The 13,443-nt window shown below is 61.9% G+C and carries 17 protein-coding genes; 13 read left to right on the top strand and 4 right to left on the bottom strand.

Annotation, left to right across the window (positions count from 1 at the left end):
• Nucleotides 1-27: 27 nt before the first annotated feature.
• Both H147_RS19845 and H147_RS0114495 read right to left on the bottom strand, forming a co-directional pair.
• Nucleotides 28-594, bottom strand: coding sequence for an isochorismatase family protein (locus H147_RS19845; protein ID WP_019956107.1), 567 nt, complete (start codon nt 592-594; stop codon nt 28-30).
• A 224-nt stretch (nt 595-818) separates the two neighbouring features.
• Nucleotides 819-1,739 (bottom strand): AraC family transcriptional regulator, encoded by a 921-nt coding sequence (locus H147_RS0114495; RefSeq protein ID WP_019956106.1) that lies wholly within the window; start codon nt 1,737-1,739, stop codon nt 819-821.
• Nucleotides 1,740-1,976: 237 nt separating this feature from the next.
• Here H147_RS0114495 and H147_RS0114490 point away from each other — a divergent pair, with 237 nt between their 5' ends.
• From H147_RS0114490 to H147_RS0114440, 11 genes are all read left to right on the top strand, one after another.
• Nucleotides 1,977-2,513 carry an anthrone oxygenase family protein gene (locus H147_RS0114490; RefSeq protein ID WP_162561686.1) on the top strand — a complete coding sequence of 179 codons (537 nt, stop codon included), beginning with the start codon at nt 1,977-1,979 and terminating at the stop codon, nt 2,511-2,513.
• Complete coding sequence (locus tag H147_RS0114485; RefSeq protein ID WP_019956104.1) at nt 2,510-3,355, top strand: alpha/beta fold hydrolase; 846 nt, start codon at nt 2,510-2,512, stop codon at nt 3,353-3,355. The genes H147_RS0114490 and H147_RS0114485 overlap by 4 nt, the downstream gene beginning before the upstream one ends.
• Nucleotides 3,352-3,834 carry a hypothetical protein gene (locus H147_RS0114480; RefSeq protein WP_019956103.1) on the top strand — a complete coding sequence of 161 codons (483 nt, stop codon included), beginning with the start codon at nt 3,352-3,354 and terminating at the stop codon, nt 3,832-3,834. Before H147_RS0114485 ends, H147_RS0114480 begins: the two co-directional genes overlap by 4 nt.
• Nucleotides 3,831-4,244 (top strand): hypothetical protein, encoded by a 414-nt coding sequence (locus H147_RS0114475; RefSeq protein WP_019956102.1) that lies wholly within the window; start codon nt 3,831-3,833, stop codon nt 4,242-4,244. The genes H147_RS0114480 and H147_RS0114475 overlap by 4 nt, the downstream gene beginning before the upstream one ends.
• Before the next feature lie 58 nt (nt 4,245-4,302).
• The gene (locus tag H147_RS20380; protein ID WP_019956101.1) at nt 4,303-4,980 is read left to right on the top strand and encodes an NAD(P)-dependent oxidoreductase; all 678 of its coding nucleotides are present in this window, start codon (nt 4,303-4,305) and stop codon (nt 4,978-4,980) included.
• A gap of 54 nt (nt 4,981-5,034) precedes the next feature.
• Complete coding sequence (locus H147_RS0114465; protein ID WP_211216577.1) at nt 5,035-5,706, top strand: cysteine hydrolase family protein; 672 nt, start codon at nt 5,035-5,037, stop codon at nt 5,704-5,706.
• A gap of 98 nt (nt 5,707-5,804) precedes the next feature.
• Nucleotides 5,805-6,242, top strand: a complete 438-nt coding sequence (locus tag H147_RS0114460; RefSeq protein WP_211216570.1) for a hypothetical protein — start codon at nt 5,805-5,807, stop codon at nt 6,240-6,242.
• A gap of 140 nt (nt 6,243-6,382) precedes the next feature.
• Nucleotides 6,383-6,655 (top strand): hypothetical protein, encoded by a 273-nt coding sequence (locus tag H147_RS0114455; RefSeq protein WP_019956098.1) that lies wholly within the window; start codon nt 6,383-6,385, stop codon nt 6,653-6,655.
• A gap of 123 nt (nt 6,656-6,778) precedes the next feature.
• Nucleotides 6,779-7,237: a (2Fe-2S)-binding protein gene (locus H147_RS0114450; RefSeq protein WP_019956097.1), complete on the top strand. Its 459-nt coding sequence runs from the start codon at nt 6,779-6,781 to the stop codon at nt 7,235-7,237.
• Nucleotide 7,238: 1 nt separating this feature from the next.
• Nucleotides 7,239-9,491 carry a xanthine dehydrogenase family protein molybdopterin-binding subunit gene (locus H147_RS0114445; RefSeq protein WP_019956096.1) on the top strand — a complete coding sequence of 751 codons (2,253 nt, stop codon included), beginning with the start codon at nt 7,239-7,241 and terminating at the stop codon, nt 9,489-9,491.
• Entirely contained in the window at nt 9,488-9,670 is a 183-nt protein-coding gene (locus H147_RS0114440) for a hypothetical protein (protein WP_019956095.1), read from the top strand. Before H147_RS0114445 ends, H147_RS0114440 begins: the two co-directional genes overlap by 4 nt.
• A gap of 20 nt (nt 9,671-9,690) precedes the next feature.
• Here the strand turns inward: H147_RS0114440 and H147_RS19835 are convergent, their stop codons facing one another.
• Together H147_RS19835 and H147_RS21620 are read right to left on the bottom strand one after the other, a co-directional pair.
• Nucleotides 9,691-10,926, bottom strand: a complete 1,236-nt coding sequence (locus tag H147_RS19835; protein ID WP_211216568.1) for a M24 family metallopeptidase — start codon at nt 10,924-10,926, stop codon at nt 9,691-9,693.
• Nucleotides 10,927-11,131: 205 nt separating this feature from the next.
• Entirely contained in the window at nt 11,132-12,412 is a 1,281-nt protein-coding gene (locus H147_RS21620; RefSeq protein ID WP_026352560.1) for a DUF418 domain-containing protein, read from the bottom strand.
• A 76-nt stretch (nt 12,413-12,488) separates the two neighbouring features.
• Here H147_RS21620 and H147_RS19830 point away from each other — a divergent pair, with 76 nt between their 5' ends.
• Together H147_RS19830 and H147_RS0114420 are read left to right on the top strand one after the other, a co-directional pair.
• Entirely contained in the window at nt 12,489-13,085 is a 597-nt protein-coding gene (locus H147_RS19830; RefSeq protein WP_019956093.1) for a TetR/AcrR family transcriptional regulator, read from the top strand.
• 169 nt (nt 13,086-13,254) lie between these two features.
• The coding region (locus H147_RS0114420; protein ID WP_026352559.1) for a transposase at nt 13,255-13,443 on the top strand (189 nt) is incomplete at its 3' end.

Below are 13,443 nucleotides of genomic sequence, written 5' to 3'. Positions count from 1 at the left end.
CTCCGGTGTGGTTTCTGGTCGGTCAGGTCAGCCTTTGGCCGGGGGGGCAAGGCGGTGCAGATAGCGCTGGTTTGGGTATGGCACAGGGCGTCGAACCGCCTGTGCAGATTGCGTCAGATGACCAGGAAAGCGAAGGGAAAAACACCCAGGAGGCCGCAACGCCCCGCAAGCGCGCACCAGCGTCACATGATAGCCCCGTTCAGACGCATGGCGCCTGATCGTTTGCATGCAGGTCTTGGCGATCAGCCCTATCGGGATCACATGGATGATCCTGTTCTGCCGCAGCTGCACGTGAAATTCGGTATTGGCAAAGCTGGACCCGCTCCAGGTTTGCCTGTCGATGATATCGCCGGTCTCCGGACCAAAGCCCGCAACCCGTTCGCCGCCCCAGCCATCACGGGCGGACAGCGCGGCCTTATGCGCGCCAAGCTGAAAGGGCATCAGGCGCGCCCAGCTTTGGAAATCCGTCGGCTCGTGGCGGTAGTCGGGCAGAATGAAGATCGGGACACCGGCCTCCTGCAGTGTCGTGTGAACCTGGGCCGCGTTGGGATCAAGGTCCGCCGACCGGGCTACAATGCGGACGGCAGGCCGCATTTTGACAAAGAGTCCCTGTCGGGATCGACAAAAAGCGGCACGGCGTGGCCCTGTTTCAGCCTGTCGGTTCGCACGGCCCCGACAGAGTGACAGGTGCAAAGTCGACGCGCGGCTTGCCTGCTGGGGACGGACCGGTATCTTCATTTCATGGTCTCGGCGCGCAGGTCCAGTAGCGTCATGCCGGTCCATTTCCGGAACGCGCGCTGAAACGCGTTCGAGTCGCGCTAGCCCACCAGATGCGCGATCTGCTGATTGTTGAGGTCGCTTTTGACCAGATAGCGGATCGCAAGATCCCGGCGCGTGTCGTCAAGCAGTGACTGGAATGTGACTCCCTCCTCTCCCAGCCGCCGCAGGAGCGTGCTTCGGCTCAGTTTCAGGCGGCTACAGACATGCGCGATTGTGGGTTCGGTGATCGAGAAGGCCTCCAGCATCGTTGCCCGGACCCGCTCTGACAGCGGCAACCCCTTGGACTGGATCAGCGCCTGCGCTTCAAGGTCTGCTTCGGTGGCTTGCCACAGAGCGGGATTGTCCGAAACGAACGGCACACGCATGTCAGCGCGGGTATAGGTCGCCATCGCCTCACCCTCGTCCGGGGTCTGGCCAAAGACATCGGCCAGACGGGCGCGCTCCTCTATCGGGAGCGGCAGGCAAACCCGTAAAGGCCGGATCGCGCGTTGGGCCAGCGCATTGGCCTGTGCGTGCAGATAGATGATCTGTGGGCTGCTGAACGATCCGGGCAAGGTGACTGTCGGAATGTCTGGCGCGACGCGCACGGTGAATTCCGCCGGGCTACGCGACACGCTGAATTGCATCGGGCCGAACAGGCTCTTGAATTTTGCCATACGCGCGATGCCGGTTTCGAAATCCGGCGCGGTCGACAAGGCAAAAAGGACAGGGATCGCGGGACCTCCCGCCATGCGCAACCCCAAAAGTCGGGCGACATCCTGGTGCCCCGACAGGTCGATCATGGCTGTCCAGAGGCGCAGGTATTCGTCAGCCGACACCAGAAACGCCCAATCGTTCCTGTCGGTCGCCGCGATCCCGGCGCGGGTCAGGACCCGTGCCCAGTCGACCCCCAGCATACCGCTGATCGGGCCGGACAGGACAGCGGATGTGTAGATCGGGGATCGTTCTTGCGTCGGCATGCCGGGGACCTTTCGCGGAGGAACCCCGCAGGGCCGATTAGAAATGCTTGCGGCGGTCGTGGCAATCACCCTGAGACGATCTGCAAGTTATTGGAACGACCTGCAAGTCATGGCGCATAGGATCAGGCGGCCGTCCGGGCATAGTCTGCCATTGGAAGGTCGATGCAGTCGATCCAAATGCGCGCTCTGCCGGGGCGTGGCGCCAGACAGAGTTTCATTGCGAAGGAACCCGATGCCATGACATCAGATCCATACCGCAGGCGCGCAAACGCTCTGGCCGTCATCTCATCTGCCGCCTTCTTCGGCGCCAATCTTTTCATCGGGGCGTCGATGGGGGTCTACTGGCTGCGGCTCGCGCCATCGGAATTTGTTGCGCAATTCTTTCCCCAGTTCAGCAATTTCCTGTTTACGATCATGCCGTTGTTCCTGCTGATGCCGGTCGGCCTGATCCTGTCGGCGCGGTGCGATTGGCATGTGCCCGCAGCGCGGCGGAACTGGGTGATCGCGCTGTGGCTTTATCTTGCCGTCTCGCTGATCACGGTCTTTTATCACATGCCTCTTAACGTGCGGCTTGCGGCAGCGATCGGGTCGCCACTGGGGGATGCGCTGGATTTCTACAAACGCATCGCGTTGTCAGGTCCGGTGACAGAGGCCAACGCCGCCGCCATGCGCGCGCTATGGCTTTTGGGCCACATCCCCCGCGTGCTCATCACGCTTGCGATCCCTGTCTATGTCCTTCGCGCGATGGCCGCTCGCCAATCAGATCAATCATGAAGCTTGAATTCTGCACAATCGACGGTCTGCGTATCAGATACGCCGCTGCGCGAAACCCGGGCAAACCGCAGGTCATCCTGACCTCGCCGCAACCGATGAGCATCCTGACCTACAGCGCTTGGTGGGACCGGCTGGCCGAAGAGTTCGATGTCGTTGCCGTGGACCTGCCGAACCATGGCGGATCGGATGCGGCACGCCATGTGACAACGGTCAGCCAACATGCGCGCTTTTTCGGCAAGATCCTTGATCATTTCGGCCTCGATCATCCGCATTTCATTGGCCCTGATATCGGCACGCCTATGGTGCTGCGGTATATGGCCGATACGCCGGGTCGATTGAAATCCGCGACCGTGGGCGATGCAGGCTGTGTCGGTGTTGTCGAAGGCGCCTGGATGTTCAGGGGGTTGGTTTATTCGCGTGCGATCCAACTGGCGGTACTGTCCGCAGGCGGCGCCATCGGTGGCCGTATGTACTGCGCCGCTGCAAATGCGATTGGGTATCGGCTCAGCAGCCCATCTGCCGCCGCAAAGGCCGACTATCTTGCTGGATCTACGACATTTGCAAAGCTGAGGGGTCAGGTTGGATATCTGGCAAGCTATCCAGATGAAACACCACGTCTTCAGGACGACGCTTTGAAGATCAAGACACCTGTCCAAGTGCTGCACGGCGAGTTCGATACTTTCGTGTCGGAATTCAATTCGCGGCGACTGGCCGATCTTCTGCCCAATAGCCAGTTCGCGATGATCCCCGGCGCTGGCCATTACGCTTGGGAAGATGCGGCCGAAGATTACCTCGCACGCGTGCTGACATTCATCGGCGATGTGGAAGGACAAAGCCGATGACGCCCGACACCTATCGAAAGGCCGTCAATATCACGGCCGTCGTCGCCTCTGCGGCGTTTGCAGGTGGCGGGATGCTTATCCTGGTCTCCTACGGCATCCGGTGGCTGGGGACAGACCCGCTGGTCTGGCGGGCGGGGTTCTGGGCAGAGTTCCTGAACTTCGCCATCACGATCATCCCGGTCAACCTGGTCACCTTCGTCGGGCTGTTCCTTTCGGTGCGGCTGGACTGGCACGATCGCCCGGTGCGCCGGATATGGATGTGGGCAGTCTGGCTTTACGTCGCCAATACCTTGTTCACGCTGGGCTATTTCATCCCGCAGAACATCCTGCTGATCTGGGACAGTTACACGGCCGCCGAGGCAGCGACCGTGCGTGCGACGTGGCTTGGGCTTCATGTCATCCGCGTCGTGATCGCGCTGGCAGTTCCGGTCTACGCCCTGCTGGCTATCATCAAAAAAGCCGAAAGGTCCACGACGTGACACCGACGATCAAATGGGCCATCGCCCTCTTGATGGGGGCCACGATCTTCCGCGCGCAGACCATCCTGTTTCTGCCTCAGGTGCAAATGTTCGGCGGTATCGCACCCGATGGCTGGTTCGGACCATGGCTGAGCGACACAATCATAGGGTTTACGTTGCCGGTGATGGTCTACCTCTTCTGGACCCGGCGCAGCGTGGCAGTCTGGGGTGTGCTTGTCGCCTACAATGCCGTGGGGGCCTTCGATTATTCGCAAGGGCTGATCACGCAGATCATCAGCCCCATGCCGGTCGAAATGGCCTCGGCAGCGACGGTCCATATCGGGATCGGCCTGTTCATGTGCCTCCAGCTTGTCGCGCTCGGACTGCTGTTTCGCAGCGACGTGATCGGCGCATTCAAGGGCCACAGATGATGAGCGTTCGCCACCCCTTATCCACCAGACCGACACCCGATCGCAGGAATCCATCCACATGACCACAGACCCGACGACAGAAGTGACCATCGGCATATTCGGCGGCACCGGCCAGACTGGCCGTCATGCGCTGCATCATGCCCTTCAACTGGGATACGCCGTCCGTGTTCTGGCACGAGATCCCGGCAAGCTGAACGTCCAGCATGACAGACTGACGGTCGTCCAAGGCGACTTCGAAAACGTCGCGGCGCTTCGGGAGACCGTCAAGGGAACCACCCACGTGATCTGCTGCGCGGGAGGAAGCTATGGAAAAGGCTATGACAAGGGGATGATGACACGCTTCATCGCACGCCTGTGGCCGTTGCTCTGCGCGGAACCGTCGCTCAAGGCCTTTCTGTTCCAGTCGGTGTTCTTTGCACCCGAACCTGACGGGTCCAATCCCTTGATACTGAAACTCCTCGCTCCGCCGGCGGCCTTCTTTACGGGCGCATCCGAGATGCTCAAGGACAACGGGGCTGTGATGAGGTTCCTGGCGGCCAACCGGAGCGACACCTTCGGTTCCATCGTCACGCGCCCCGGCAAACTCGTGGAAAAGACCGGAGGCGTGGCGTTGGTAGCCAGTCGCACACCCAGCTTTGCCGCCATCAGCTTTGCCGATCTGGGGGCCTTCACGGTCGGTGCGGTGCAGGATGCGTCGCTTTACGGCAGGTATCCCTTTGTCGCTCTCAAGCCGTGAGAAAGAACCGATGACCAGCGCCCCACGCCAGACGCATGCAAAATCAGCATCAAGATGGGTGGACCCCACCTGCAAATCCTCACTGGAAAGGACAGACCGATGACAGAACCCAAAGGCCGACCAGCGCTTCTATGCATCGACCCGTACAACGACTTTCTTGCGGAGGGCGGCAAGATGTGGCCCGCTCTCAGCCAGGTCGCCACCTCGGTGGGGCTTCATGCAAATCTCGCCAAAGTTCGCGCGGCCGTGCGTGAGGCCGGGCACCCGATTTTCATCTTGCCCCATCATCGGCACCACGCCACCGACTTTGAGGGGTGGACACACCTGACACCGTCGCAGGCGATGTCGCACGAATATCAGTTGTTTGCCCAAGGTAGCTGGGGCGGCGAATGGTACGAGGGGTTCGGGCCCGAAACCGGCGACATCATTGTCAAGGAACATTGGGGGGCGTCCAGCTTTGCCAACACGGATCTTGATGTGCAACTGCGCCAGCGCGGGATCACCCATGTTATCTTCATCGGCCTGATCGCCAATACCTGTATCGAGACATCAGCGCGCTATGCTGCCGAACTTGGCTATCATGTCACGCTGGTGCGCGATGCGACGGCGGCCATGTCGCCCGACGCCATGCACGCCGCCCACGACATCAACGGCCCGACCTACGCGCAAGCCATCGTCACCACGGCAGAGTTGGTGCAACACTTGACCGATGAGGCGGCCCAATGATCCTCGGTCACGCGGCGACGACATTGGTTGGCAGACGCGTTGCACCTGAAATGCCATGGTGGCTCCTTTTTGCCAGTGCGTTCCTCATCGACATCGCAATGTTCACCTTCGTCGCGCTTGGGGTGGAAACGATGGAACCTACCGGTGCGGACGGACCATCGCTGGCCACCAACGTGATCGAGATGACTTTCAGTCACGACCTGGTTCCCCAGATCGGCTGGACGCTGCTGGCCGGTGCGATTGCCTTCGCCGTGACAAGGCATCGCTTGTTCGCAGGTGTCGCTATGGCTTTGTCGTTGGGTCATTGGCTTGGCGATCTCGTGTCCGGCTACGGGCACCATGTGTTCGGTCCCGACAGCCACCCACTGGGAACCGATTGGTACCATCTGAACTTGCCAGCCGCGCTGACGTTCGAGGCGGCACTTGGGGTCTTGTGTGTCTTTATCTTCACCCGTGGGCGATCCTTTTCGACGCCCGCGCAGACGGGCCTCTACGCCTTGTTCGGCGTTGTCCCCTTCGTTTTCCTTATCGTCTGACGCCACATCCAAGAACCGTTCGATACAGGGCCTTTTTTGGACCAACCGGACAAGGAACCCATCCATGTTTGACACAGGAGAAGTCATAACAAAAGTGGTCGTAAACGCCGCCGTTCATGCCAAGACCCCTTGCGCGGCCTATGGCCTTCTTGACCGGCGCGCCCGAGACGCTCTGGGGCAAGATAGCCGTCCTGAAGTTCATCACAGCAAGCCAGAGCGACAGCTTCGGTTCCATCGTCACGCGCCCCGGCAAAATCGTGGAAAAGACCGGAGGCGTGGCGTTGGTAGCAAGTCGCACACCCAGCTTTGCCGCCATCAGCTTTGCCGATCTGGGGGCCTTCACGGTCGGTGCGGTGCAGGATGCGTCGCTTTACGGCAGGTATCCCTTTGTCATCCGCAACGACACATCCTGACAGGACGGGCGGGCAGGGACAGCGGGACGAAATTGGAACGACCTGCAAGCAATCGGGACGATCTGCAACTTGCCCACAAGCCCTCAGGGTCCAATGCTTGAAACGTACAACCGGGAGAGCCCAATGGAACTGACAATCAACGGAACGTCCCACACCCTGAACCTGCCCGACGACATGCCACTGCTCTGGGTGCTGCGTGACGCGCTAGACATCACCGGCGTCAAATACGGCTGCGGCATCGCGCAATGCGGGGCCTGTACGGTGCATATCAATGGCGAGGCTGTCCGGTCCTGCCAAGTGGCCCTGGCGGATGTCTGGGGCGAGGTGACGACGATCGAAGGTCTGGCCACACCCGAGGCGCTGCACGCGGTGCAGACTGCCTGGATCGCCCATCAGGTCGCACAATGCGGCTACTGCCAGTCCGGCCAGATCATGCAGGCGGTGGACCTGTTGGGTCGCAATCCCGCGCCATCGGATGACGACATCGACGCCGCGATGTCGGGGAACCTCTGCCGCTGCGGCACCTATCCGCGGATCCGCGCCGCCATTCACAGCGCCGCCACCGCGCTGCGGGAGACATAGGATGACCCGGTTGGGCAAATACACACGGCGCGGATTCATCGTTGCTTCGGTGGCGGTCGCAGGTGGCGTGGTCTTCGGTGTCCGCACCTACCGCGCGCAGCTCGAAAACCCGCTGATCGCGGAACTGGGTCAGGGCGAGGCCGCACTGACGCCCTATGTCAAGATAACGGGCGATGGCATCACCCTCATCACGCCACGCGCCGAGATGGGACAAGGCATCCATACGACCCTTGCGTCGCTGGTGGCCGAGGAGCTGGACGTGGAACTGGACCAGGTCCGCATCGCGCATGGCCCGCCGTCATCCGCCTATTTCAACGGCGGCGTGGTCGAGGAAGGCTATCCTTTCCCCACGACCGACTTGGGGACCGTGCCGGAATTCGCGCGTGCGCAGCGTGACATTCCGGCGGTGTTTCTGGGCTACCAGATCACCGGCGGATCGACCTCGACCCATGATGCTTATGTCAAAATGCGCCGCGCGGGGGCTGTGGCGCGCGAAACGCTGAAAACTGCGGCAGCGGCGCGCGCGGGCATCCCGGTGGCGCGGCTGAGCACAGAAGGCGGCGCGGTCGTCCTGCCGGATGGCACCCGCATCCCCTATACCGAACTTGCGGCAGAGGCTGCGGCAGTCGATCTTGCCGACGCGCCCGAACTGCGCCCGCGCAGCGCGTGGCGCATCCTCGGAAAATCCCAAGACCGGCTAGATGTCGTCGATAAATCGACGGGCCGTGCGATCTATGCCAGCGATATCCGTCTGCCCGGCATGCGTTTTGGTGCGCTGCGGCGCAGCCCGTTTCTGGGCGGCCGCCTGCGCAGTTTCGATGCCAGTGCGGCTTTGGCGATGCCCCGTGTGGACGCCGTGATCGACATCGGCAACGGCGTGGTCGTTGTGGCCGCCGATACATGGGCGGCAATGCAGGCGCTGGATGCCGTGATCTATGACTGGGCGCCGCCGGATTACCCCTTGGACAGTGCGGGACATTTCGAGGTCATCGCCGCCGCCTTCCGCCCTGAACAGCAGGACAGCCGGCAACGTGACGATGGCAATGTCGCGGATGCACTGGCCGGAGCGCAGGCAATAGAAGGCGAATATCGTGCACCGTATCTGGCCCATGCCACGATGGAACCGATGAGCGCCGCAGCGCTGATGCAGGACGGCGCGTTGCAGATATGGGCTGGCACGCAGGGGCCGACCGTCGCGCGGCGCGAAGCCGCCCTTGCGGCTGGGATCGACAAACAGGCTGTGACGATCACGACCACGCTTCTCGGCGGTGGGTTCGGGCGGCGCGGCGAGATGGATTTCGTTCAGATCGCAGCAAAGGTCGCGACGCAGATGCAGGGCACGCCGGTCCTGCTGACATATCCGCGCGAAGAAGACATGTCGCGCGGGCCTTACCGGCCCGCCGCCATCGGCCGGTTCCGCGCGGTTGTCGCCGACGGTTTGCCGCTGGCCGTCGATATCGCAACCGCCTCGCCGTCGATCATGGCGGGCATCGACGCGCGCGGCGGTGCGCCAGCGCCGATCCCTGCGTTTTTGCCGGATTTCACGCTGTCGCAGGCGCTGTGGGACCAGCCTTACGGGATCGCGAACTATCGCGTGACCGGCTATCGCTCCGCCCCGCTATTGCCTGCCAGCTTCTGGCGGTCGGTCGGCGCGTCGCAGAACAGCTTTTTCCACGAATGCATGATGGATGAACTGGCGGTCGCCGCAGGCTGCGACCCGGTCGAGATGCGGCTTGCGTTGATAACGGACGCGCCCAGCCGCGCCGTGCTGGCGGCCGTGGCGGACATGGCCGATTGGGGCACAGCACCAGTCGGCGCGCGCGCACGGGGCGTGGCCTTCGCGCTGGCTTTCGGGGTGCCGACCGCACAGATCGTGGAGATTGAGGACACACCCAGCGGGATCATCGTCCGCGATGTCTGGGTCGCCGCCGATGTCGGTGTGGCCCTTGACCCCCGGAATCTGGATGCGCAATTGATCTCGGGCGTGAGCTTTGGCTTGAGTGCCGCGATCGGCGAAGAGATCACGCTGACGGATGGCGCGGTGGACCAGTCCAACTATCACGATTATCCGGTCCTGCGGATGTATCAGGCACCCCGCATCCACACCCGCATTCTGGAAAACCAGCCGCATATCAGGGGTATCGGCGAACCCGGCACGCCCGCCACAGCCCCCGCGTTGGCCAATGCAATCTTTGCACTGACGGGCCAACGTCTGCGCGACCTGCCGCTTGGCAGATCGGTGGTATTCGCATGAGAAATGTTATCCGCCGTCCTGTCGCCGTCACCGCCTGCCTTGCCGTCGCGACCATCGCGCTGGCCGAAGCAGACGACGGCCTGGACCTGGCAGCGCTGCCCGATGCAGGCACCCTGCAAGCACATCTTGACGAGATGGCGATCTGGACTGCTGCGGGGATGCCTTGCCCTGTCGAATGACGTGCCGGTCAAACCGCCGGTCAACTCAACCGTTCATCAAAGTGATAGGTCGACATCCGCTCGACCCTGTCCTCCAGAATGAGGAACTGATCTTCCAGCTTGACGCCCTCGCAGGAGCGATCCCAACCGACATAGCTTTCGAGGCAAATGATCATCCCCGGCTCAATCACGCCCTCAAGCGGATAGGGTTCCCCCGCCGTTTCATAAGGAATGTTGGGCCATTCGCCTGACATGCCCAATCCGTGCCCGATACAATAATAACGGCTGTCCTGATGTTCTTCGGGAACCTTCCACGCCTTGGCCGCCAATTCGCGAAACGACATATGCGGCTTCAGTAGATCGGCGTTGTGTTCCAGCTGTTCGCGGGCGCGCCCGTAAAGCAGTTTTTGATCGCCGGTCGCCTTCGCGTCGCCGCACAGAAAGGTCCGCGAGAAATCCACGCAGTAATTCTCGTAAGCGACCGCATCCGTATCAAGACACAAAAGATCGCCGGACTCCAACCGCCGCCCGCCTGCCTCTTGAAAATACGGGAAGGTGTTCTGTCCGCTCTGAAACAAGCGGGTCACGACATATTGGCCCTCCTTGGCCATCAGCGAATAGTGAAATTCTGCCCAGACCTCGGATTCCGTCTTGTCTGGGTCGGCATGCGTTTCAAGGCGTCCGACAGCCGCGTTTATGCGGCTCATCGCTTCGCGGAAATAGGGAATTTCAGCGGCCAGCTTGATGGTGCGCGCATAGGTCAGGACGTCGCTGGCGTCAGCCAGTGCAAATCCTTTGCGCCTGAGCGCATCCGTAGCCTGCCACGGAAAACGGTCTATGTGAATTCGGTCGATGCTTGGATCCAGATGATGGACGATCTCCTTGATTTCCGCGGCAAACCGCTCGCAGGATTCCGCCAGCCGACCACCGGAGCTGATCCTGTCCAGCCCTTGCGAAGGCCTGATTTCGTCGATGGTTGGAAGGGCTTCGGCAAGGTGTTCGCAGCCAACATATTCGAACAGGACCGTATACCCGGTTTCGAGGATCAGAAGATAGCGCGCCGGGGTGCGCATCGTGAAAATTGTCATGTTCCGCGCGCCGGTCGCATAGGTAATGTCGTTTGAATCCAACAGCAGCATGGCGGCAGCCCCTGCGCTGCGCATGTGATCCACAATGTGGGCGCGCCGATGGCTATATAGATCTAGGCGATGTGCCTCCAGGTCGGTGACAGGAAGCTGCGCTGACCAAAGTTGATCCTCAGTCCATTGGCCAAGCACTGTTTTCCTCCTCTGATTGAAGGCGTGGCCTCTGGTGACGCCTGGCCCGACGTTCGGATATTCAGGCGTGAATTGCAATCTTGCCGTTGCGCGTTCAGGGCAAAGTTCCGATGGCGCGGACGCAAGCTCCGGCGCAACAGGGCAGTTGCGCTCATGCCTGCCTGCGGAGAACGCCAGCGATCACCGCCCACGCCCGATGTGACCGCTATGGGCGATGTGCGATCCGGGAGTGGTCGCACAAGTCTCTGCTTGTTACGCAGCGGCAAACGACGGGATTTGTGACAGATCCTCGAATACGGGACGCAGCGACAATGGTGGATTGGCCCGCCACCGTTCCTTGCGACGCGGGCGTCAGAAAGGTCGCCGTGATCCGATGCTGCCCAAGGCCTTGACCAAAAGGCGTAGTACAGCGTCGAGCGGGCCTCGTGCCCATTGCCGCCGCCAGATCATGGCAGCGATCGTGACGAATCCCCAGATCAGGCAGGCTAGCGCCAGAATTGCCGCATTGCCAAGCGTGCCGAACAATCCCATCCCCCCAGCCGTGGAACAGCGCCCCGGCCACCAGACCCTGCGCGACATACCCCGTCAGCGGCATCGACCCGGCGGCGGTGAGCAGGTCCAGCCGCGGCGCCAGACGCAGCACGGCCACGACATAGACAGCGGCCAACGTTGGTGCGCCAAGCGCGAGTGCGGCATAGCCAAGGTTCGTAGGCCAGCCGGGCGGCAGCAGACCGAGGGTCGCCGCCGCATAGGCTGCGTTTGCGGGCAGCGCCACGGCCAGCAGCACCGGGACCCGTGCGGCAAGCGCATGTTGTATCGGGCTGGTGGGCTCGAAGAACCCGGTTTTCTGCGCGGCAAGGCCCAGGCAGAAGGCGCCGAAGGCAAGCGGTCCGTTGAACAGGACAACCACCGTCAGCGCGGTCGGCCAGTCGGCCAACCGCTGGACGACTGCGTCACGAAAGCTGCCTTGATAGCCTTGCCCGCTCAGGTCGATGGCGCTGCGCGCCAAGTCCGCGGTGGCGGCCTCCAGCAGCGCGAGTGTGGCAAAAGCCAGAGCGGCCAGCGGCACCATCGCCAGCGCGATCCGCACAAGCCGACGCGGCGTGCCGTCGCGCAGCGTCCAGAGCCCGGCCCCAAGCACCGCGTAGGCGAGAAGGATGTCGCCGTGAAAGACAAGGATCGCATGCATGATTCCGAACAACGCGAGCGCGATCAATCGTGCCCCGTATTGCGGGCCAGCGGGTATCCCGGCCCGTGCCGCTGCCGCCAGTTGCACCCCAAACCCCCAGCCGAACAGGAACGAGAAGAGCACAAAGAATTTGCCCTCGAAGAGCAGGCTTATCATGACCTTGGCGAGCAGATCCGCAGCACCTTCTGGCGTAACAAGAGCCGATTCCATCGGCAGCGCCAGATACGGCAGGTTGACGATTCCGATACCAAGAAGTGCAAAGCCACGCAGCGCATCAACAGAAGAAGTACGGGTCATGTCATGATTCCATATTGAGCATCTGCTCAACATAGCGCGACTTGAGCAGCCGCTCAACCCGTGATATGAAACGAAGATGACTATTGATCGCCGTGCCGCAATTCTTGCCGCCGCTGCCGACCTGATCCGCGAGAAGGGCGTCGCTGCGGTGCGGACACGCGATGTCACCGCCCGGGCAGGCGTCGGTATCGGGCTGCTCAATCATTATTTCAAATGGAACGAACTGCGGGCACTTGCCGCGGCTCAGGCGCTCTGGGCCGAAATTGACCGCGTGGTGCCCGATGCGCCGGCACCCGACCGACAGCTTGATGTCTTCTTGTCCCGCGCTTTCGGCGAAGATGCCGATCCGCTCTGGCGGCTCTGGATAGAGGTGACGGACCTTGCCATGTCGGATCCCGATATGGCCCGCGCTGCGGAAGGTTGCGCCGAAGGCATGGTAAACGAACTGGCCGCCATTCTGGAACAGGGCGCCGCCGGACATCTGTGGCACTGCCCGGTGCCCCACGCTGCGGCCCTGCGCATCCTCGCCTTCCACGACGGACTGGTCGGTTTCGTGCTGACGGGCTTGCCCAAGGTGGAGCGGGCCGACGCCGCCGCGCATTTGAAGCGGTTCGTTGCGCTTGAACTGGGCCTGCCGCAGCAAAACGATCATGTACCTTCGCGTCTGGTGTGACCACCGAAACCAGCACGATCTACCTGTAATTGCCCGGTCAAGCGGGAGCAGCCTCCGGGGCGAAAACGACCGACCAGGCCAGCAAGAGGTGGCTGCGCAAATTTGAACAACTGGGATAAGTGGATTTTCCGCGCAACAGCAGCATGATGCTGCAAGCGAGGAGATGATGATGACAAAACGACCGCGCCGGAATCACAGCCCGGCATTCAAGGCGAAAGTGGCCGTGGCCGCGATCAAGGGCGAGAAGACGCTGATCGAGCTGGCACAGGATTTCGACGTTCACCCGAACCAGATCAAACAGTGGCGGGACCAGCTGCTTGAGGGTGCGACTGGTGTTTTTGGGGACGCCGCGAAGGCC

Origin of the sequence: Yoonia vestfoldensis DSM 16212 (assembly GCF_000382265.1) — a bacterium.
GTDB classification, from domain to species: Bacteria; Pseudomonadota; Alphaproteobacteria; order Rhodobacterales; family Rhodobacteraceae; genus Yoonia; species Yoonia vestfoldensis.
This window is presented reverse-complemented; position numbering and strand designations above follow the sequence as displayed.

Bases quoted from the DNA above. Each gene is read 5' to 3' on its own strand.
- H147_RS0114480 (WP_019956103.1), top strand. From the start codon at position 3,352: ATGACGCCCGACACCTATCGAAAGGCCGTCAATATCACGGCCGTCGTC.
- H147_RS19845 (WP_019956107.1), bottom strand. From the start codon at position 594: ATGCGGCCTGCCGTCCGCATTGTAGCCCGGTCGGCGGACCTTGATCCC.
- H147_RS19830 (WP_019956093.1), top strand. From the start codon at position 12,489: ATGACTATTGATCGCCGTGCCGCAATTCTTGCCGCCGCTGCCGACCTG.
- H147_RS0114455 (WP_019956098.1), top strand. From the start codon at position 6,383: ATGGCCTTCTTGACCGGCGCGCCCGAGACGCTCTGGGGCAAGATAGCC.
- H147_RS0114485 (WP_019956104.1), top strand. From the start codon at position 2,510: ATGAAGCTTGAATTCTGCACAATCGACGGTCTGCGTATCAGATACGCC.
- H147_RS0114460 (WP_211216570.1), top strand. From the start codon at position 5,805: ATGTTCACCTTCGTCGCGCTTGGGGTGGAAACGATGGAACCTACCGGT.
- H147_RS0114450 (WP_019956097.1), top strand. From the start codon at position 6,779: ATGGAACTGACAATCAACGGAACGTCCCACACCCTGAACCTGCCCGAC.
- H147_RS21620 (WP_026352560.1), bottom strand. From the start codon at position 12,412: ATGACCCGTACTTCTTCTGTTGATGCGCTGCGTGGCTTTGCACTTCTT.
- H147_RS0114465 (WP_211216577.1), top strand. From the start codon at position 5,035: ATGGGTGGACCCCACCTGCAAATCCTCACTGGAAAGGACAGACCGATG.
- H147_RS0114490 (WP_162561686.1), top strand. From the start codon at position 1,977: ATGACATCAGATCCATACCGCAGGCGCGCAAACGCTCTGGCCGTCATC.
- H147_RS20380 (WP_019956101.1), top strand. From the start codon at position 4,303: ATGACCACAGACCCGACGACAGAAGTGACCATCGGCATATTCGGCGGC.
- H147_RS0114495 (WP_019956106.1), bottom strand. From the start codon at position 1,739: ATGCCGACGCAAGAACGATCCCCGATCTACACATCCGCTGTCCTGTCC.
- H147_RS0114440 (WP_019956095.1), top strand. From the start codon at position 9,488: ATGAGAAATGTTATCCGCCGTCCTGTCGCCGTCACCGCCTGCCTTGCC.
- H147_RS0114445 (WP_019956096.1), top strand. From the start codon at position 7,239: ATGACCCGGTTGGGCAAATACACACGGCGCGGATTCATCGTTGCTTCG.